The following is a 19402-nucleotide window of genomic DNA, read 5'->3' on the forward strand; positions in this document are numbered from 1 at the left end:
CACCCCGCCTGCCTGACGCCGCCGCGTGCCCGCCACTCGCGCGGAGGGTGCCCGCCGACCTGGCCGCGGCCGCCCGCCGGCGCGGCCGACGCCTCGGCCTCGCGTGGGCTCCGCTGCACGGGCCCTCGCCCTCCGATGGAGGTGCGCCATCGACGGCGGTTGACACCGCGGGGTCGGGTCCAGATACTCATTCCACTAATGGACTAGTGGACTTGGTCGTGATGATCAGCTTCCGGATCGACCGGCGTTCCGGCACCGCCGTGTACGCGCAGCTCGTGCTGCAGGTCCGGCAGGCCGTCCGGACCGGCCGGCTCGGCGCGGGCGACCGGCTGCCCACCGCCCGCGAGGTCGCCGAGCGCCACGGCGTCAACCCGAACACCGTCCTGCGGGCCTACCGCGACCTCGAGGCCGCCGGGCTGGTCGAGCCCCGGCAGGGGTCCGGCACGTACGTCCGCGCGGCGCTGCCCAGCCCGCCCGCCGACGTGCCCGGCCTGCGGAAGGACCTGGCCGCCTGGGTGGGCCGCGCCCGCGCCGCCGGCCTGGACGACCCGGACATGCACGCGCTACTCGCCGAAGCCGCCGCCGAGGCCGCCGACCACGCCCAGGACCGGAAGGGGGCCGTTAACGATGCCCGATGACATCGCGCTCGCCGTCGAGGGCGTCGGCCACCACTTCGGGGCGGCGACCGTCCTGAAGGACTGCACCCTCGGCGTGCCCGCCGGGGCGGTCGCCGCGCTGGTCGGCCGCAACGGCGCCGGCAAGTCCACCCTGCTGCGCGCCGCCGCCGGGGTCCTGCGCCCGTACCGGGGCACCGTCCGCGTCTTCGGCCGGCCGGCGGGGCCGGACGTACTGCGCCGCATCGGGTTCGTCGCCCAGCACGCCCCGCTGTTCCGGACCCTGACCGTCGCCGAGACGCTGCGGCTGGGCGCCCGGCTCAACCCGCGCTGGGACGCCGCCCACGCCCGCCGGCTCGCCGACGCGGCGGCGCTGCCGGACCGCGCCAGGGTCGGCGCGCTGTCCACCGGCCAGCGGACCCGGCTGGCGCTCGCCCTGGCCCTCGGCAAACGGCCGGACCTGCTGATCCTCGACGAGCCGCTGGCCGGCCTCGACCCGGTCGCCCGCGCCGAGGTCACCGGCGCGCTGATGGGCGAGGTGGCCGAGCGGGGCGTCACCGTGCTGCTGTCCGCCCACGTCGTGGCCGACGTCGAGAGCGTCTGCGACCACGTCGTCGTCCTCGCCGGCGGCCGGGCGGTGCTGTCGGCCCCCGTCGAGGCGGCGCTGGACGCCCACCGGCTCGCCGTCGGCCCGGCCCGCGACGCCGCCGCGCTCGCCGGTCACGACGTGGTGGAGCTGCGCCGCGACGGCGCCGAGTTCACCGCCCTGGTCCGGGCCGCCGGCCCGCCGCCGGGCGGGACCGCCGTCGCGTGGCACCGGCCCACCCTGGAGGAGCTGCTGCTCGCCCACCTGCGCGCCGACCGGCCGCAGCCCGCCCCGGAGGTGTCCGCCGCATGACCTGGCTCGCCCTGCGCCTGCTGCGCCCGTACCTGCTGGTGGCCGCCGCCGTCACCGCCGCCTGCCTCGGCTACGTCGGCTACGCCGCCGGCGTCGTCCAGGGCGGGCTGGACGCCGCCGAGGTGCCCGGCTGCCTCGACCCGAACGTCTGCTACCCGCAGGGCGCCGCCCTGGACGCCGTCCTGGGCCTGGAGCTGGTCGCCGCGTTCGCCCCGGCCCTGCTCGGGCTGATCCTCGGCGTCGGCACGTTCGCGCCCGCCCGCGAGCAGGACACCGAGGCGTTCGTGCTGACCCAGTCGGTGTCGCGGCGGCGCTGGGTGCTCACCACGTTCGGCTGGGCGCTGGCCGCCGCCGTGCTGTGCGCGGGGTCGGTGGCCGCGGCGCACCGGCTCGTCGCCACCCGCTACACGGTGCTCGCCAACGACACCTACGAGCTGCTGCAGCTGCTGCACGTCAACAGTCCCGGCTTCATGACGGCGCAGGCGGTCGTCGCCGTCACGCTCGCCGGGCTGGTGGGCCTGGGCACCGGCCGCACCCTGCGCACCCTCGTGGCGACCGCGGCCGGCACCCCGTTCGCGGTCATGGCCGCGAGCCTCGTCGCCGCCCTGCTGCTGTACCCGCTGACCCTGCTGACCGGCGCGCCGGAGCCGGGCGGCGGCTCGTTCACCGACGACATCTCCGCCCTGGACCCGTTCGGCTACCTGGTCGCCGCGGTGGTGGCCGCCGGGGCCGCCGCGGCGGTGCTGGTGGCGCCGCGGGTCGGGGTGCGCGGCGGGCGCTAGCCCGTGGTGACCGGCTGGCCGTCCGGGGTGAACCGGTGCCGGGGCGAGAACACCCGCGGCGTGGGGCCGTCGGCGCGCAGGGCCGCCAGCCGGCGCAGCGCCCCGGACAGGCTGGGCCGGCGGCCGCTGGGCATCCACCACAGCGCCGTCACCGGCGGCTCCGGCGGCAGGAACCACTCGGCGCGGCGGCGCAGGAAGGCCGTGTGGTCGGCCTGGCGGTACGTGAAGGCGTACAGGTCGTCGTAGCTGCGCCACATCGACACGTTCACCAGCATGCCGTCGCGGACCGGCACGTCGGAGTCCTCGCCGAGGTGCCAGACGAAGCCGGGCGCCTCGCGGGCCCGCCGGAACACCGGTTCCAGGCCGGCCCGGAACGTCTCCAGGTCGGCGCCGGGGCGCAGCCGGGCCACGTTCACCTGGGCCAGCTCGGGCACGTGCGGGGGTGGGTCAGCCGGCGCGGCGCCGGGCCCGGCGGGCGGCGAGCTCGTCGCCGGCGGCGGGCTTGTCCGGGGTCTCGGCGCCGACCGGGGTCGGGGTGGCGGCCGGCTCGGCGGGCAGGTGCGACAGCGAGCCCTGGATCTCCTTGAACGCGCCGCCGATGGCGATGCCGAACACGCCCTGGCCGCCCTGGAGCAGGTCGACGACCTCCTCGGGCGAGCGGCACTCGTACACGGTGGTGCCGTCGGAGATGAGGGTGATGCCGGCGAGGTCGTCGACGCCGCGCGAACGCAGCGTCTCGATGGCCTTGCGGATGTTCTGCAGGGAGACGCCCGCGTCGAGGAGGCGCTTGACGACCTTCAGCACGACCAGGTCGCGGAACGAGTAGAGCCGCTGGGTGCCGGACCCGGACGCGTCGCGGATGCTCGGCACGACGAGCGTGGTGCGGGCCCAGTAGTCGAGCTGGCGGTAGCTGATGCCGACCGCGTGGCAGGCGGTCACGCCGCGGTAGCCGACGGCACCGTCCTCGCCGACCACGGCGTCGACGCCGCCGGCCGGGGTCCCAGGCTCAGGATCGCGTGGCTCGTCGTTCATGCGACAACCTCCCCGCTGTGCGGTGCCGCGCGCGTCACGACCGTGCGCCGGCTCCGGATACGGCTCGAGCGTATAGCGCAGAGCATCGCAGACCGGGGAGGCAACACCACGACACGCCGCATTCGGACGACCGGGCAGGAACCTCCGATGTCAGTCCTTCGGGCGACAACCGATCAGCCGGCGAAATCCTCGGGCCGCACCTGGTCGAGGAACTCGCGGAACTTCTCGACCTCGTCCTCCTGCTCGTCGGGGATGACGATACCCGCCTCGGTGAGGACCTGCTCGGCGCACCGGATCGGCGCGCCGACCCGCAGCGCCAGGGCGATCGAGTCGCTCGGCCGCGCCGACACTCGCACGTTCTCGCCGATGAGCAGGTCGGCGTAGAAGACGTTTTCCTTCAGCTCGGTGATCTCCACCGCTTTCAGGGGCTGCTGCAGGGCCGTCAGGATGTCCCGCAGCAGGTCGTGGGTCAACGGCCGGGCCGGCTTCACGCCCTGCTGCTCGTAGGCGATCGCGGTCGCCTCCACCGCGCCGATCCAGATCGGCAGGTATCGGTCGCCCTCGACCTCCCGGAGCAGGACGATCGGCTGGTTGCTGGGCAGCTCGACCCGAACCCCGACCACGCTCAGCTCACGCACCGCCGCCTCCGTGTCGTTTTCGTGCCGCCCTCGTCGGCGTCGGCTTTCCCCCGTACGGCCCCGGCAATCGCCGCGATCGTGCCGGGTCGCTGTCCGCCCTCCTTGCACCGTACACGCCGCGCGGGAGCGCAGCGCGGCACGGACGCCCCCACCGTCAGCGGCCCAGCGCGTCGTCGAGCCCGGCCCGCACGAGGGCCGCGTGCAGCCGCTGCGACAGCGCCGTCAGCTCGCGCGCCGTCTCCGCCGCGCGGGCCCGCGCCGCCGGGTCCTTCTGCCGCACCACCGGCGCCAGCAGCTGCGCGAACAGCCCCACCTCGCGGTCGGCGGCCGCCCGGAACGCGCGCAGGTGGCGCAGCTCCAGGCCGTGCCGGCACAGCCCCGCCACCGCCTCCACGATGATCACCGCGTCGGCGTCGTACCAGCCCGGCGGGCGCGAACTCACCAGGCCCAGCTTCTCCAGCTCGGCCAGCATCGGCTCGCCGACGCCGGTGCGCTCCACCAGGTCGGCGCGCGCCACCCGCGAGTCGGGGGCCGCCTCGGCCGGCGACCCCACCGCCACCAGCGCGGGCCGCTGCCGCGGGCCGGCGTCGCGCGTTTCCAGCTGCTCGCGGATCACCTTGAGCGGCAGGTACTGGTCGCGCTGCGCGGTCAGCACGAAGCGCAGCCGGTCGACGTCGTCCCACGAGTACTTGCGGTACCCGGACGCGGTGCGCTGCGGCTCCACCAGGCCCTCGGCCTCCAGGAACCGCAGCTTCGAGATCGTCGTGTCGGGGAAGTCGGCGCGCAGGTGCCCGAGCACCTCGCCGATGGTCATCAGCGGATGCGAGCGCGCGCCGGGACCCTGCGCCGCCGCCCCGGACGGGTTCACGCCCCGCCGTCCTCCGGCTTCGGACCGGCGATGAAGACCAGCCGGAACTTGCCGATCTGGACCTCGTCACCGCTGCTCAGCGTGGCCGCCTCGACGCGCTCGCGGTTGACGTAGGTGCCGTTGAGGCTGCCGACGTCGCGAACCGTGAAGGTGCCACTGTCGCGGTGGAACTCGGCGTGGCGGCGCGACACCGTCACGTCGTCGAGGAAGATGTCACTGTCCGGGTGGCGGCCGCTGGTGGTCACGTCGTGGTCCAGCAGGAACCGGGCGCCCGCGTTCGGCCCGCGGCGCACCACGAGCAGAGCCATCCCCGGCGGCAGCGAGCCCGACATGCGGGCCGGCACCACATCGGCGTCGGGGCCGTCGAGCACCTCGTCGAGCGCACCGAGGTTGAGCGTGGACGTGACGTCGAGTGGGGGGAACTCGTCGTCGGGGCGCGTCATCGTCAGACCACCTCATATATCTGGGTCAGCGGTCGGCGCCGGGCGGAGCGGGCTGCCGCCGGGCGCAGGCCCGGCGTGCGGCACCCCGTCGCCGCTGCCGGGTGGCTCCCGGACGCACGACTGTCGGTTACGAGAAGTTGCGGAATTGTGTTCCTGGGGAGCCTAGTCATGCCCGAAATACGGGGCAACCAGGCGCGCGGGCAGGCGCGACGGCGACGCGCGCCACACTCACGACTGCTCGGTCAGCTCCCGGTACGCCGCGGCGTCCAGCAGCGCCGACACCGCCCCGGCGTCGTCCGGGACGATCTCCACGAGCCAGCCCGCCGCGTACGGCTCCGCGTTGATCAGTTCCGGCTCGTCGGTGAGCGTCGCGTTGCGGGCCACCACCGTGCCCGCCAGCGGCGCGTAGATCTCCGACACGCTCTTGGTCGACTCGACCTCGCCCAGCGACTCACCGGCCTGCACGGCCGTGCCCTCCTCGGGCAGCTGGACGAACACGATGTCGCCGAGCGCCTCCTGCGCGAAGTGGGTGATGCCCACCCGCACCGGGCCCGAGCCGTCGCCGGACACCCACTCGTGCTCGGCCGTGTACCGCAGATCCTCAGGGATCACCGGGCGTTCCTCCGTCGTCGCGCCAAGAGTCGGGCACGCCCCGTCAGTTCACCGGGCGCGCGTACCGCAGGGCCGTCGGCTCGCGCGTCGCCGTCACGTCGACGACGTCGCGTTTGACCGTGTTCACCGTACCGCCGTCCCTGCTCACGTCGGCCACCACCCCGCCAGGGATGTTCAGGGCGGTGTCCATCACCTCCGGATCACCGATCACGCGCAGCTCGTACGGCCCGGTCACCTTCTGCCCGCCGGCCAGGATGCCGTCGGCGGTGTCGACGAACGCGGTGGACGCCACGACCCGCACCACCACCCCGTTCGCCCCGGTGAGCTGCATGACCTCGCCGCCGGCGCCGCGCAGCTCCTGCACCGCGTTGAGCAGCTTCGCCGCCGGCTTGTCGCTCCCGCTGCTGATCGTCACCAGCAGCCCCGGCCCGCGCGCCGGCACCGTGCCCGCGAGCAGGCCCAGTTCCTGCGCCCGCTTCTCCGCCTGCGCCAGCGCCTCCTGCCGGCCCTCGACGCCGGACGCCAGCCGCGACCGCGTCTCCTCCAGCGCCCGGATGTCCTCGCTGAGCCGCTGCTCCCGGGCGTTCAGGTCGGACAGGATCCGGACCAGGTCCTCCTGGCGGGCCGCGCCGAGGCCCTCGTCGGTGCTGCTGCTGCGCAGCTGCACCACGAACATGAACCCGAACAGCGCCAGCAGCAGCCCGATCAGCACCGTGCCCGACGACCAGAACCCCTTGCCCGCCGCCGCCGGCGGCTCCTGGGCGGGGGCGTCCGCGGTCGCCGCGGCCACCACCCCGGGATCGAGCTGCACGGTGCGTTCGCCCACCGCCGGGGGTACGGGCTCGGCCGCCCCGGAAGCCACGGCGGCGGACTCGGTGACCGAGGCGGGATACGGGCCGGGCCCGTGCACCACCCCGGCGCCCGTGCCGACGGGGTCCCCGGCGGGGTCACCGGTGGGCGGTTCGAGCTGGGGTGCGGGGTCGGGCGTCGCGGGGGCGGCCGGGTCCGGCGCCGTGGCCGCGGGCCAGCCGGTGGCCGGGCCGGTCGCGGGGTCGGCGGCCGGGTCGGCGGCCGGGGGCGCGGGCTGGTCCGGCGGCTCCAGACTCGTGGCCGGGCCGGGGTCCGGGGCCGGTGTCGCGGCGGGGTCCGGGCCCGCGGCCGAGCCGGAGGCCGGGGTCGCGGCGAGGTTTGGGGCCGCGCCGGCGGGTGCGGTCGCGGTCGCGCCGGAAGCCGGGGTCGCGGCCGGGTCGAGGTCCGGGGTCGGGGCGGGGCCGGGATCCGGCGCCGGAGGGGCCGGGTCCTCGGCCGGGTCCTCGGCCGGGTCGCCGTCCGGGGCCGCCGCCTGCGCCGGGGTGGGCGCGACCGCCTCGGTCGCCGCCGTGGCCTCGGGAGCGGGCGGGTCCGGGTCGGGAGCCGGCGCCGGGTCCGGGCGGCGGGCCTTCATCGGCACGGTCGGGGCGTCCGGGGCGTCAGGGGCGTCCGGGGCGGGGGCCGCCGTGAGTCGCACGGTGCGCTCGCCGATCGGCAGCGCCGTCGTCACCTCGTCGTCGGGGCCGGCCGGGGCCGGGCGCAGGACGGTGGTGGCCTCGTCCGGGTCGGCGGCGGCCGGGGTGGGGTCGGGGCGGCGGTCGTCGGTCATGGGTCAGGCCCGGAAGAGGTGGCGGCGGATGGCGGCGACGTTGCCGAAGATGCGCACGCCGAGGACGACCACGACGCCCGTGGACAGCTGGCTGCCGACGCCGAGCTGGTCGCCCAGGTAGACGATGACGGCGGCGACGAGCACGTTCGAGATGAACGAGATCACGAACTGCTTGTCGTCGAAGATGCCGTCGAGCTTGGCGCGCACACCGCCGAACACGGCGTCGAGGGCCGCGATGACGGCGATCGGCAGGTACGGCTGCATCGCGGCGGGCACGGTCGGGTCGAGGAGCACGCCGAGCGCGACGCCGAGGAGCAGGGCGATAACGGCGATCATCGGCCGCCTTCCGAGGGGGTGCTGGACGGTGCGGATCTGCCGCCCGCCGGCGACGGCGCCGGCGACGGGGTGGCGAAGCGCAGTTCGGGCTCGGCGGCGGGCGCCAGGGTGACGCCGTCGGCCTGCTTGACCTCGAAGGTCATGCCGATCTGGCGGGCGAGCTGCCGGAACGCCTGGGCGGTGCGGCCGGCCTCGAACGACTCGGCGAGGTCGCCGGGGCCGATGGCGACGAGCTCGTACGGGCTGGCGACGGGCCGGCGGTCGACGAGGATGGCCTCGCCGGCCTCGCGGATGGTGGACGTGGCGGTGAGCCGCTGGCCGTTCACGGCGACGGCCTCGGCGCCCTCGGCCCACAGGGCGTTGACGATCTGCTGCAGTTCGAAGTCGCGCACGCGCCCGTCGTCGGTCTGCTGGCCGGTCTGCGGGCTGATGGTGGGCCGCCCGTCGCCGACGGTGACGGTGACGCCGTCGCCGCGGACGCGGGACAGCCCGGCGGCGCCCTCGAGGGTGCGCAGGCGGGCGGCCTCGGCGCTGTCGAGTTCGCGTTCGCGCAGGTCGGCGACCTCGCCGCGGAGCTGGTCGGCGCGGGCCTGCAGGGCGTCGGTGTTGGTGCGCTGGCCCTGGACCTGTTCGACGAGGGCGGCGCGGGTGGCGGAGCGCTGCGGCTGGTCGGCGAGGGTCTGCTTGTACGCGACGACGAACAGGAACCCGAGCAGGGTGAGCACGGCGAGGGTGGTGCCGCGCAGGGCGGCCCGGGTGCGCGGCGGCCGCCGGTAGCCCTCGGCGCGGCGGGCGGCGGCGTCGGCGTACCCGGGGTCGAGGGGGTTGCGGAACAGCTCGGTGAGGAAGTCCGGGGCGAAGCGCCGGCCGGGGCCCTGCTCGGTCATCGCGCCGTGGCCTCCGCCGGCGTGCGGGCCGGGTGGCGCAGCAGCGCGGCGGCCTGGGCGAGGTAGAGCGCGGCGGCCACCCAGTACAGCACCAGCCCCCACCAGCCGAGGCCCCACCCGATGGCGCCGGCGACGTCGCGGGCGCCCGGCACGGCGTGCGCGAGCAGCAGCACCGGGAACGCGGCGAGCAGCAGGAAGGTGGCGGTCTTGCCGACGTAGTGCACCGGCGGCGGGCCGTGGCCGCGGCGGCGCAGCACGAGCAGGCAGATCGCCATGACGGCCTCGCGGGCGAGCAGGGCGGCGGTGAACTGCCAGGGGACGACCTCGCGCACGGTGAACGCGACGAGCGTGGCGAGGATGTACAGCCGGTCGGCGGCGGGGTCGAGCAGCTCGCCGAGGCGGCTGACCTGGCCGAGCCGGCGGGCCACGTATCCGTCGATCCAGTCGGAGGTGCCGCCGACAGCGAGCACGACGAGGGCGGCGACGTCGGCCTCGACGCCCAGCAGCAGCCACAGGAACAGCGGCACGCCGAGCAGCCGGGCGAAGCTGATGAGGTTGGGCACGGTCCAGATCCGGCGCTCGGCGCCGGACGGGATGACGGCCGCGGGCGGCGCCTCGCCGTCGGCCGGCACGGCCGGCAGGGGCGCGGCCGGGGGCACAGCCGGGGGCGCCGACGGAGGGGCGGCCGGGGCGGGGCGGTCGGCGGGTACGGGCGCGGACGGGTGCGTCATCGCCACTCCCCTCCCCCGCGGGCCGAACGCGGCCCGGCGCCCGGAAGCCGCGCGGGAATCTCGGGTCCCCGGCGATCGGCCCGGCCGGATCTCTCGCGCAGCCACTATAACGAGGTCCCTCGTTCCGGTGGCCGGACCGCCACCGGCGTCACACCCCGTGGACCGTCCTAGGACAACGCCGGTCGGGCGGGGGCGGGGCCGTCAGCGGCGGCCCCGGCGGGCGCGGACGTAGTCGTCGACGACGTAGCGGCCGAGGTCGGCGGCGTCCGGGCTGAAGACGCGGCCGCCGCTGCGCCGGGCGACGGCGTCGACGAACCGGCGCAGCCCGTCGTCCTCGCCGAGCATGAACAGGTTCAGCGTGGCGCCGTACCGGGCGAGCTGGTCGACCTCGGCGAGGGTGACCCGCAGGGTGTGCGGGGTGGTCGGCCAGTGGAACGTGGCCTCGCCGTCGTCCTCCAGGTGGGCGGTGGGCTCGCCGTCGGTGACGACCAGCACCACCGGCTCGGCGGCCGGGTGGCGGCGCACGTGCCGGCCGGCCAGCTTCAGGGCGTGCTGCAGGTTGGTGCCCTGGATCATGTCGGCCTCGACGGCGGCCAGCTCCCCCTCGGTGAGCGGCAGCGCGTACCGGCCGAAGCCGATGATCTGCAGCGCGTCCTGCGGGAACCGGGTGCGCATGAGGTGCGCCAGGGCCAGGGTGGTCTGCTTCATCGGGCCCCACCGGCCGTCGGCGAACATCGAGTACGACAGGTCGACGCACAGCGCCACCGCGGCGGTGGTGCGCCGCTCGGTCTCGGCGACCTCGAAGTCCTCGACCGCCAGCCGCACGGGCACCCCGGACGAGCCGCGGCGCACCGCGTTGCCGACGGTGCGCACCACGTCCAGCGGCTGGGCGTCGCCGAAGGCCCAGCGCCGGGACGCGCCGGTCAGCTCCCCGGCGGCGCCGGCGTCGCGCAGCTCGTGCTGGCCCTGGCGGCGCCCGTCGAGGGAGGCGAAGATCTGCCGCAGGGCGGTGCCGCCGAGCCGGCGCAGCGCCTTCGGGCTCAGCCGCAGGCCGTCGGAGCCGCGCTGGAGCCAGCCCTGGCGGCGCAGCTCGCGCTCCAGCTCGCGCAGCCGGCGCAGGTCGTCGGCGGCGCCCCGGCCGAGCTGGCGCTCGACGGCCTCCACGTCGACGTCGTCGAGGGTGGCGCCGGGGTGTTCCTGGCCGAGCTGCTCGATCAGCTCGTCGAGGTCGGCCAGCTCGCCGAGGGCGCCGGCGGCCTCGCCGTAGCCGAGGTCGCCCTGGCCGCGGACCCGTTCGCCGCGCTGCCAGTTGAGGTCGGGGCGCAGCGCGCGCAGGTTGTCGGTCAGCTCGCCGAGCCGGGCCGCCATCTCGGGGCCGAGGGCCTGGCGCATGAGGTTCGCCAGCTCCTCCTGCTGCTGGGGGCTGAGCGAGCGCATCAGCCGCTCGGCGGCGGCGGCGCGGCGGGCCAGCTCGTCGACGAGTTCCTCGACGGTCTGCGGATTCTCCGGGAAGAACTGCCCGTGCCGCTGCATGAACTCGCGGAACGCGTCGCCGGTGTCCTCGCCGCGGGCGTGCCGGGCGAGCAGGTCGTTGAGGTCGTCGAGCATGGCGGCCAGCGCGGCGTCGGTGGCCGGGTCGCGGCCCTGCAGGGCCTGCTTGAGGCCCGCGAACCGCTGCTCGACGACGTCGTTGCGCAGCCCGTCGAGGATCTGCTGGTACGCCTGCCGCGCCTCGTCGCTGGCCCAGTCGTAGTCCTGCAGCTCCTGCACGGCCCGGGAGGTGGACCGGGGCAGGTTGTCGAGCTGCGCCTCGGCGAACCGGGCGGCGTCGGTGTCGCGGCCGCGCAGCTCGTCGCGCTCGGCGGCGAGCGCCTGGTCGAGCAGCGCCTGCGCGCGGGTGACGGCGCCGTCGAGGTTGCCGCGGCGGGCCGCCTCCCGGCGCATCCGGCGCGCCTTGGCGAGCAGGTCCTCCAGGCCGCGCCCGGCGCGCGGGCCCTGCCGCAGCAGGTCGCGCAGGGCGTCGCGGAGGCTGTCGCCGGCCAGCACCCGCTCGCCGACCTCGTCGACGGCGGCGCGCACGTCGTACGGCGGGGCGAGCGGGTCGGGGCCGTCGTTCCAGGCCCCGTAGCGGAATCGGTTGCCCGGCACGCCGGTCAGCTCCCGTAGATGGTGCGGCCGTCGTCGGTGAGCTCCTTGGCCAGCCGCCGGGACAGGTGCAGGCCCTCCAGGGCGAACTCGACGCCGGCGGCGGCCTGGCCGGGGCTGGGGGCGTCGCCGAGGCCGAGCCGGTCGAGGACCTTCGCCAGGCCGGGCACGGTGCCGAGCTGGGCGAGCAGCTCCTCGGCGGAGACCAGGTCGCCGGTCTCGATAATGGTGCCCTCGGCGACGAGGTCGGTGAAGCCGGACAGGTCGACGCCGCCGAGCCGGGCCCGGAACGTCTCCGCGGTGGCGACGCGCAGCAGGTGGGCGAGAACCTCGACCTCGCGGCCCTCCTCGCCGGCGTCGAACTCGACCTTGCCGCGCAGGGTGGAGGTGACGCTGACGGTGTCGCAGACGCGGGCGACGGCGTCGCGCTCGCCGCGCAGCCCGGCCCGGCGCAGCGCGGACGCGGCGACGGTCTCGGCGGCGGCGATGGCGAACCGGGCGCTGACGCCGGAGCGGGCGTCGACGGCGGGCGAGTCGCGCACGGCGCGGGTCCAGCGGGCGAGCAGCTCGACGAGGTGGCCGGGGACCTCGGCGACCAGGTCGGCCTCCTGGGTGACCAGGTCGGCCTCGAGCGCGATGTCGAGCGGGTAGTGGGTGCGCACCTCGGCGCCGAAGCGGTCCTTCAGCGGCGTGATGATGCGGCCGCGGTTGGTGTAGTCCTCGGGGTTGGCCGACGCGACGAGGAACAGGTCGAGCGGCAGGCGCAGCTGGTAGCCACGGACCTGGATGTCGCGCTCCTCCAGCACGTTCAGCAGGGCGACCTGGATGCGCTCGGCGAGGTCGGGCAGCTCGTTGACGGCGAACACGCCGCGGTTGGTGCGCGGCACCAGCCCGAAGTGGATGGTCTCGGGGTCGCCCAGGGCGCGGCCCTCGGCCACCTTGATCGGGTCGACGTCGCCGATGAGGTCGCCGACGCTGGTGTCGGGGGTGGCGAGCTTCTCGCCGTAGCGCTCGGAGCGGTGCAGCCAGCCGACCGGCAGGTCGTCGCCGAGCTCGGCCGCGCGGCGGCGCTGGGCGGGGGTGAGCGGGTGGTACGGGTGCTCGTGCAGCTCGGAGCCGGCGATGACGGGCGTCCACTCGTCGAGCAGGTCGACCAGGCCGCGCAGCAGCCGGGTCTTGCCCTGGCCGCGCTCGCCGAGCAGGACGAGGTCGTGGCCGGCCAGGATGGCCCGCTCGACCTCGGGCAGCACGGTGTCGTCGTAGCCGACGATGCCGGGGAACCGGGGGGCGCCGGTGCGCAGCCGGTCGAGCAGGTTGTCGCGCAGCTCCTGCTTGACGGTGCGGTAGGAGTGCCCGGTGGCGCGCAGGGCGCCGAGGGTGCGGGGCAGGTCGTCGGGGACAGCCGGGGCGAACGGGGCTTCTGTCACCTGATCGACGCTACCTCGGGTCCGCGGCCGTCGGCCGGGTCCATGCCCCGGAAGGGGCCACCGGCCAGCGGCACCAGGGCGACGAGGAAGTACGCGGTGCCGACGGCGACCAGGGCGGCGGTGTCGCCGACGCCGCCGACGGCGAGCCCGGCCACGACCGCGCCGAGCGGGATCGCCGCCCAGAACGCCGCGTTGCTGACCCCGTAGACGCGGGCCCGCAGGTCGGGCGGCACCCGCTCCAGCCGCAGGGTGGCGATGATCGGCATGATGAACCCGGCGGCGAGGGCGGCGACGGCGGTGACGCCCACCAGCAGCGGCATCGGCAGCCCGGCGGCGAGCGCGTACAGGGGCGGGCCGCCGGCCAGGGCGTACGCGGCGACGAACGTGGCGCGCCGGGGCAGCCGGTGGCCGATCGCGCCGTAGACGAGCGAGCCGGCCAGCGCGCCGCCGCCCATCGCGCCGGTGAGCAGGCCCAGCGCGAGCGCCCCGCCGGGCAGCCGGTCGACCGCGACGACGGGCAGCAGCACCAGGGCGTACGCGGCGTCCAGGAAGTTGGCGCCGAGCACGAGGGTGACCAGCGCCCGCAGCAGCGGCTCGCGGCGCAGGTAGCGGATCCCGGCGCGCAGGCCGGTCCAGTAGCCGGCGGGGTCCACCGGCGGGGCCCGGCCGGGCGGGGGCACGTGCGCCGTGACGACGATCGCCGCGGCGAGGCAGCCGGCGGCGTGCACCCACAGCACCGGCAGGGCCTCGTGTGCGGCGGCGACGACGAGCCCGGCCAGCGGGGCGCCGACGAGCCGGGCGCCGCGCTCGGTGGCCTCGAACAGCCCGGCGGCGCGGGCCAGGCCGGCGCCGGAGCGCTGCGCCATCTCGGGCAGCAGTGCCGACCGGGCGGTGCGCCCGAGGGTGTCGAGGAGCCCGGCCAGGAAGACGAGGCCCAGCAGGGCGGCCAGCGGCAGCCGGCCGGCGGCGTGCAGCAGCGGCACGGTGGCGATGGTGGCGGCGCCGGCGACGTCGGCGGCGACACTGGCGGCGCGGTGCCCGGCCCGGTCGACCAGCGGGCCGCCGAACGCCCCGGCGAGCACCACCGGGGCGGTGGCGACCGCCGCGACCAGGCCGGTGCGCGCCGCGGAGTCGGTGGTGTCGAGGACGTGCAGGGGCAGCGCGACGAAGGTGACCATGCTGCCGGTGAGCGACACGCCGTGCCCGGCGAGCAGCCCGAGGAGCGGCCGGCGGCGGGCCGTCACGCGGCGTGCAGAGATCGACGACCGTCGGTCATGGCACCACGCTAAGGGACGGGGTGACGCCGGGCACGGCCACGAACGCCGGATCGGCTCTGGCCGGGCGCCGCCGGGGGCGGCAGGCTGGCCGGCATGACTGAGGTGCTGCGCTATGCCGCGTTCACGACCGACCCGGCGGGCGGCAACCCGGCCGGGGTGGTGCTCGACGCCGCCGGGCTGGACGACGCCGCGATGCTGGCGATCGCCGCGCGGGTCGGCTACTCCGAGACGGCGTTCCTGACCCCGGGCGGGGCGGACCGCGCCTACCGGGCCCGGTACTTCGCGCCGGTGGCCGAGGTGCCGTTCTGCGGGCACGCCACCATCGCCACCGCGGTCGCGCTGGGCGAGCGGCACGGCCCGGGCCGGTTCACGTTCGCCACCAACGCGGGCGCGGTGGCCGTGGACGTCGACGCGGCGCTGCGCGCCACCCTGGTCAGCGTGCCGCCGTCGGTGGCGCCGCTGGACGACCTGGACGCGCTGCTGGCGGCGCTGCGCTGGGACGCCGCCGACCTGGACCCGGCGCTGCCGCCGCGGGTGGCGTACGCGGGGGCGTACCACCCGGTGCTGGCCGTGCGGACCCGCGAGCGGCTCGCGGACCTGGACTACGACGTGCCGGCGCTGACCGCGCTGATGACCGCGCGCGGCTGGACGACGATCCAGCTGGTGCACCGCGAGTCGGCGACGGTGTTCCACGCCCGCGACCCGTTCCCGGTCGGCGGCGTCTACGAGGACCCGGCGACGGGGGCCGCGGCGGCGGCGCTGGGCGGCTACCTGCGCGAGCTGGGCCTGGTCGGCGACGACGCCACGGTGACCGTGCACCAGGGCGCGGACCTGGGCCGGCCGGGGCTGCTGACCGTCCGGCTGGTCCCCGGCGAGCCCGGGGTGCGCGTCGGGGGCGACGCGGTGCCGATCGGCTGACCCCGGCCGCATAGCATCGGGGGCGCCATGAGCGCCACGATGATCGCCAAGGACCTGGCCGCCGGGCACGGGGACCGCATCCTGTTCAGCAACCTCGACCTCGTCGTCGCGCCCGGCGACGTGGTCGGCCTCGTCGGCGTCAACGGCGCGGGCAAGACCACGCTGCTGCGCACCCTGGCCGGGCTGGTCCCGGTCGAGGCGGGCACGGTGGCGCTGAGCCCGCCCACCGCGGCCGTCGGCTACCTGCCGCAGGAGCGCGAGCGGCGCGCCGGCGAGTCGGTGCGCGACTTCCTGGCCCGGCGCACCGGCGTCGGCGAGGCCCAGGCCGCGATGGACGCCGCCGCCGACGAGCTGGCCCGCGGGGTGCCCGGCGCCGACGACGCCTACGGCGCGGCCCTGGAGCGCTGGCTGCACCTGGGCGGCGCCGACCTGGACGAGCGCGCGGAGCCGGTCGCGGCCGAGCTGCGGCTGCCGCTGGACCGGGCGATGACCGCGCTGTCCGGCGGCCAGGCCGCCCGGGCCGGGCTGGCGTCGCTGCTGCTGAGCCGCTACGACGTGGTGCTGCTCGACGAGCCCACCAACGACCTCGACCTGGCCGGGCTGGAGCTGCTGGAGGGCTTCGTCGGCGGGCTGCGCGCGGGCGCCGTGGTGGTCAGCCACGACCGCGAGTTCCTGGCCCGCACGGTCACCCGGGTGCTGGAGCTCGACCTGGCCCAGCAGCAGGTCAACCTGTACGGCGGCGGCTACGACGCCTACCTGGAGGAGCGGGAACGGGCCCGCCGGCACGCCCGCGAGGAGTTCGAGGAGTACGCCGACCGCAAGGAGTCGCTGCTCGAGCGGGGCCGCACCCAGCGCGCCTGGATGGAGAAGGGCGTGCGCAACGCCCGCCGCAAGGCCACCGACAACGACAAGCACGTCAAGGCGTTCCGCGGGCAGACCAGCGAGAAGCAGGCGGCGAAGGCGCGCCAGACCGACCGGATGATCGAGCGGCTGGAGGTCGTCGAGGAGCCCCGCAAGGAGTGGGAGCTGCGGATGGAGATCGCCGCCGCCCCGCGCGCCGGGGCGGTCGTGGCGACGCTGCGCGACGCGGTGGTGCGCCGCGGCGCGTTCACGCTGGGGCCGGTGCACCTGCAGATCGACTGGGGCGACCGGGTCGCCATCACCGGCGCCAACGGCGCGGGCAAGTCCACCCTGCTCGGGGCCCTGCTCGGCCGGGTGCCGCTGGAGTCGGGCTCGGCGGCGCTGGGGCCGGGCGTGGTCGTCGGCGAGGTCGACCAGGCGCGCGGGCTGTTCGGCGGCCCGGAGACCCTGGCCCGGGCGTTCGGCGACGCCGTGCCGCAGTGGCCGGACGCCGAGGTGCGCACCCTGCTGGCGAAGTTCGGCCTGCGCGCGGCGCACGTGCTGCGCCCGGCGGCGTCGCTGTCGCCGGGCGAGCGCACCCGCGCCGCGCTGGCGCTGCTGCAGGCGCGCGGGGTCAACCTGCTGGTGCTCGACGAGCCCACCAACCACCTCGACCTGGCGGCCATCGAGCAGCTGGAGGGCGCGCTGGCCGACTACCCGGGCACGCTGCTGCTGGTCACCCACGACCGGCGGATGCTCGACGCGGTGCACACCACCCGGCACCTGATGGTGGCCGACGGGGCCGTCACGGGGTGAGCGGGGCCGCCGCGCTCTCGTTGCCGCCGCGGTCGAGCACCCGGACGCAGGCCGCGCCGGGGGCGTCGACGGCCGTGCCGCGGCCGGTGGCCACCAGCGTCCCGCGGGCGTCGTAGGCGGCCCACGGCGCCGGGGCGGCCAGCGTGGCGCCGGTCAGACGCGGCGGGGCGGCCGGCGGCGCCACCAGCCGGGCGGGCACCGGCGGCAGGGCCGGCGCCGCGTAGTGGGCGTCGCGGTAGCGGGTGACCGCGCCGAGCCGGTCCGCGCGGATCTGCTTGGCGCTGAAGTGCACGCTGCCCTCGGCGCCCAGCTCGCGGTTGAGGGCGAGCTGGCGGGTGAGCTGGTCCGGCTCGCTCCACGGGCCCTTCTCGCCGACCCGGTAGTCCGCCTGGCCGATGTAGAGCTTCACGCCGGTGCCCTCGACGGTCGACGTCCACCAGCGCAGCAGGGTGGCATAGTCGGCCACGTCGAAGCCGATGTGCCAGTACAGCTGTGGCACCACGTAGTCGAGCCAGCGCTCGCGCACCCAGGCGCGGGTGTCGGCGTAGATGGCGTCGTGGCTCTGCAGGCCGCGGGTGGCGGAGCCCTCCGGGTCGGTGGACGTGTTGCGCCAGATGCCGAACGGGCTGATGCCGTACTGCACCCACGGCTTGACGGCGCGGATCCGCTCGCCGGTCTCCCGGACGAACGTGTTCACGTTGGCGCGCCGCCAGTCGGCCCGGCTCAGGCCGCCGCCGTGCGCGGCGAACGAGGCGTCGTCACCGAAGTCCTCCCCCGCCTTCGGGTACGGGTAGAAGAAGTCGTCGAAGTGCACCCCGTCGAGGTCGTAGCGGGTGACCGCGTCGAGGATCGAGTCCTCGACGAACCGGCGCGCCGCGGGCTGCCCCGGGTCGAAGTACAGGCGCCCGGTCTTGCCCTTCGGGTGCACGACGGCCCACTCCGGGTGCGCCTTGAGGGGGTGGCCGGGCGCCAGCGCGGCGATCGACGCCCCGGCCCCGGCGGGGGCGGGCTGGCTGCCCCGGTACGGGTTGAACCAGGCGTGGAACTGCAGGTTCCGGGCGTGCGCCTCGTCGATCATGAACCGGAGCGGGTCCCAGCCGGGGTCGCGGTTGTCGCGCCGCCCGGTCAGCCACTCCGACCACGGGGCGAACGTCGACGGCCACAGCGCGTCGCCGCTGGGCCGCACGTGCACGAAGATCGCGTTGTGCCGCTGCGCCTGCGCCAGGTCCAGCCACCGGCGGTACTCGGCCTGCACCGCGGCGGCGCTCAGCCCCGGCCGGCTGGGGAAGTCGATGTTGTTGACGGTGGTGAGCCACATGCCGCGCAGCTGGCGGGGCGTGGCCGGGGCGGCGCAGCCGCCGCCCGGCGCGGCGGCCGGGCTGGGGGCCGGGGCGCGCCCGGACCAGCGCCAGGCGCCGCCGCCGATGGTGGCCGCCGCGACCAGCGCCAGCACGATCAGCGGCACCAGCCGGACCGGACCGATCGACGCACGCATCGGACCAGTGTGCTCCGTCCGGGTGGAGCACCGGCCACCCGGGCATCATGGCGGGCATGACGGTGGTCGTGGTGGGGGCGGGCGTGGCCGGGCTGGCGTGCGCGCGGGCGCTGGCCGGCGCGGGTGTGCCGGTGCGGGTGCTGGAGCGCGGCCGGGTGCCCGGCGGGCGGCTGGCCAGCAAGCGGTTCGACGGCCGGCCCGCCGACATCGGCGCCGCCTACCTCACCGTCGACGACGAGCGGTTCGCCGCCGTGGTGCGGCGCTGGCACGCCGCCGGGCTGGCCCGCGAGTGGACCGACACGATGCTGGCGTTCCCGGGCGGCCCGCCCGCCGAGCCCCGCACCGGCCCGGTGCGCTGGGCGGCGCCGGGCGGGCTGCGCTCGCTGGCGGAGGACCTGGCGCAGGGCCTCGACGTGCGCCTCGGGCACACCGTGGCCCGCGTCGGCCCCGGCCCGGTCGTGGACGGCGAACCGGCCGACGCCGTCGTGCTGGCCATGCCCGGCCCCCAGGCCGCCCGCCTGCTGGAGCCGGGCGGCCCGGTCGCCGGCGCCGCCGCCGCGCAGACCTGGCACCCGGTGCTGTCGGCCGTGCTGCGCTACCCGGCGCGCGACTGGGCGCCGTTCGCCGGCGCGTTCGTCAACGACCACCCCGTGCTGGCCACCGTCTGCGACGACGGCGACCGCCGCGGCGACGGCGCCCCGGTGCTGGTGGCCCACACGACCGGCGCGGTCGCCGCCGCCCACCTGACCGACCCGGCCGCCGCGGGCCCGCTCATCGAGGACGCGGTGCGCGACCTGCTCGGCCTCGGCGCCCCGGCGCAGCTCGTGCACGTGCACCGCTGGACGTACGCCCAGCCCGACCCGGGCGACGGCGGCCACCTGCTCGACGACACCCTCGTCGGGCTGGCCGGCGACGCCTTCGGCCGGCCCCGCGTGCAGACGGCGTGGCTGTCCGGGCACACCCTCGGCGGCGAGCTGGCGCGCCGGCTCGCCGCCGGGTGAGGC

20 protein-coding genes are annotated in these 19402 nt (G+C 76.7%); 6 read left to right on the top strand and 14 right to left on the bottom strand.

Going from position 1 to position 19402, the window contains the following annotated elements; all coding sequences use genetic code 11:
• The first annotated feature begins 206 nt into the window (after positions 1-206).
• The 3 genes from Sya03_RS20615 to Sya03_RS20625 are packed head-to-tail and all read left to right on the top strand — an operon-like array spanning position 207 to position 2294.
• The gene (locus Sya03_RS20615) at positions 207-638 is read left to right on the top strand and encodes a GntR family transcriptional regulator (RefSeq protein ID WP_308442161.1); all 432 of its coding nucleotides are present in this window, start codon (positions 207-209) and stop codon (positions 636-638) included.
• Positions 628-1512 (top strand): ABC transporter ATP-binding protein, encoded by an 885-nt coding sequence (locus Sya03_RS20620; RefSeq protein ID WP_203939982.1) that lies wholly within the window; start codon positions 628-630, stop codon positions 1510-1512. Before Sya03_RS20615 ends, Sya03_RS20620 begins: the two co-directional genes overlap by 11 nt.
• A complete protein-coding gene (locus tag Sya03_RS20625) occupies positions 1509-2294 on the top strand; it encodes an ABC-2 membrane transporter-related protein (RefSeq protein ID WP_203939983.1) in 786 nt (261 codons plus the stop codon). The genes Sya03_RS20620 and Sya03_RS20625 overlap by 4 nt, the downstream gene beginning before the upstream one ends.
• Here Sya03_RS20625 and Sya03_RS20630 read toward each other — a convergent pair.
• From Sya03_RS20630 to Sya03_RS20690, 13 genes are all read right to left on the bottom strand, one after another.
• On the bottom strand, positions 2291-2728 hold the full coding sequence (locus tag Sya03_RS20630) for a DUF3291 domain-containing protein (RefSeq protein ID WP_203939984.1): 438 nt from the start codon (positions 2726-2728) through the stop codon (positions 2291-2293). The genes Sya03_RS20625 and Sya03_RS20630 overlap by 4 nt on opposite strands.
• A 13-nt stretch (positions 2729-2741) precedes the next feature.
• Positions 2742-3326 carry a MerR family transcriptional regulator gene (locus Sya03_RS20635; protein ID WP_239107714.1) on the bottom strand — a complete coding sequence of 195 codons (585 nt, stop codon included), beginning with the start codon at positions 3324-3326 and terminating at the stop codon, positions 2742-2744.
• Between the two features lie 173 nt (positions 3327-3499).
• Positions 3500-3964 (bottom strand): bifunctional nuclease family protein, encoded by a 465-nt coding sequence (locus tag Sya03_RS20640; RefSeq protein ID WP_203939985.1) that lies wholly within the window; start codon positions 3962-3964, stop codon positions 3500-3502.
• 154 nt (positions 3965-4118) lie between these two features.
• On the bottom strand, positions 4119-4778 hold the full coding sequence (ftsR, locus tag Sya03_RS20645; protein WP_203939986.1) for a transcriptional regulator FtsR: 660 nt from the start codon (positions 4776-4778) through the stop codon (positions 4119-4121).
• Positions 4779-4828: 50 nt separating this feature from the next.
• A complete protein-coding gene (gene odhI / locus Sya03_RS20650) occupies positions 4829-5275 on the bottom strand; it encodes an oxoglutarate dehydrogenase inhibitor Odhl (protein WP_203939987.1) in 447 nt (148 codons plus the stop codon).
• A 228-nt stretch (positions 5276-5503) separates the two neighbouring features.
• Positions 5504-5887 carry a glycine cleavage system protein GcvH gene (gene gcvH, locus Sya03_RS20655; protein ID WP_203939988.1) on the bottom strand — a complete coding sequence of 128 codons (384 nt, stop codon included), beginning with the start codon at positions 5885-5887 and terminating at the stop codon, positions 5504-5506.
• 43 nt (positions 5888-5930) lie between these two features.
• Entirely contained in the window at positions 5931-6989 is a 1059-nt protein-coding gene (locus tag Sya03_RS31160; protein ID WP_370872168.1) for a DUF881 domain-containing protein, read from the bottom strand.
• Positions 6990-7529: 540 nt separating this feature from the next.
• On the bottom strand, positions 7530-7862 hold the full coding sequence (locus Sya03_RS20665; protein WP_203939989.1) for a small basic family protein: 333 nt from the start codon (positions 7860-7862) through the stop codon (positions 7530-7532).
• Positions 7859-8749, bottom strand: coding sequence for a DUF881 domain-containing protein (locus tag Sya03_RS20670; RefSeq protein ID WP_203939990.1), 891 nt, complete (start codon positions 8747-8749; stop codon positions 7859-7861). The genes Sya03_RS20665 and Sya03_RS20670 overlap by 4 nt, the downstream gene beginning before the upstream one ends.
• Complete coding sequence (clsA, locus tag Sya03_RS20675) at positions 8746-9480, bottom strand: cardiolipin synthase ClsA (protein WP_203939991.1); 735 nt, start codon at positions 9478-9480, stop codon at positions 8746-8748. Before clsA ends, Sya03_RS20670 begins: the two co-directional genes overlap by 4 nt.
• A 201-nt stretch (positions 9481-9681) precedes the next feature.
• On the bottom strand, positions 9682-11628 hold the full coding sequence (locus Sya03_RS20680; RefSeq protein ID WP_203939992.1) for a vWA domain-containing protein: 1947 nt from the start codon (positions 11626-11628) through the stop codon (positions 9682-9684).
• Between the two features lie 5 nt (positions 11629-11633).
• Positions 11634-13052 carry a magnesium chelatase ATPase subunit I gene (locus tag Sya03_RS20685; RefSeq protein WP_203939993.1) on the bottom strand — a complete coding sequence of 473 codons (1419 nt, stop codon included), beginning with the start codon at positions 13050-13052 and terminating at the stop codon, positions 11634-11636.
• Entirely contained in the window at positions 13049-14296 is a 1248-nt protein-coding gene (locus tag Sya03_RS20690) for an MFS transporter (protein WP_203939994.1), read from the bottom strand. The genes Sya03_RS20685 and Sya03_RS20690 overlap by 4 nt, the downstream gene beginning before the upstream one ends.
• Before the next feature lie 126 nt (positions 14297-14422).
• Between Sya03_RS20690 and Sya03_RS20695 the strand changes: the two genes are divergently transcribed.
• Together Sya03_RS20695 and Sya03_RS20700 are read left to right on the top strand one after the other, a co-directional pair.
• Positions 14423-15247, top strand: a complete 825-nt coding sequence (locus tag Sya03_RS20695) for a PhzF family phenazine biosynthesis protein (RefSeq protein ID WP_203939995.1) — start codon at positions 14423-14425, stop codon at positions 15245-15247.
• Positions 15248-15274: 27 nt separating this feature from the next.
• Positions 15275-16903 carry an ABC-F family ATP-binding cassette domain-containing protein gene (locus Sya03_RS20700; RefSeq protein WP_203939996.1) on the top strand — a complete coding sequence of 543 codons (1629 nt, stop codon included), beginning with the start codon at positions 15275-15277 and terminating at the stop codon, positions 16901-16903.
• Here the strand turns inward: Sya03_RS20700 and Sya03_RS20705 are convergent.
• Positions 16893-18398: a glycoside hydrolase family 10-like protein gene (locus Sya03_RS20705; protein WP_203939997.1), complete on the bottom strand. Its 1506-nt coding sequence runs from the start codon at positions 18396-18398 to the stop codon at positions 16893-16895. The two genes, Sya03_RS20700 and Sya03_RS20705, sit on opposite strands and share 11 nt — an antisense overlap.
• Positions 18399-18460: 62 nt before the next feature.
• Between Sya03_RS20705 and Sya03_RS20710 the strand changes: the two genes are divergently transcribed.
• Positions 18461-19399, top strand: a complete 939-nt coding sequence (locus Sya03_RS20710; protein ID WP_203940052.1) for an NAD(P)/FAD-dependent oxidoreductase — start codon at positions 18461-18463, stop codon at positions 19397-19399.
• The last annotated feature ends 3 nt before the right edge of the window (positions 19400-19402 follow it).

It is taken from the genome of Spirilliplanes yamanashiensis (assembly GCF_016863475.1).
GTDB lineage: Bacteria > Actinomycetota > Actinomycetes > Mycobacteriales > Micromonosporaceae > Spirilliplanes > Spirilliplanes yamanashiensis.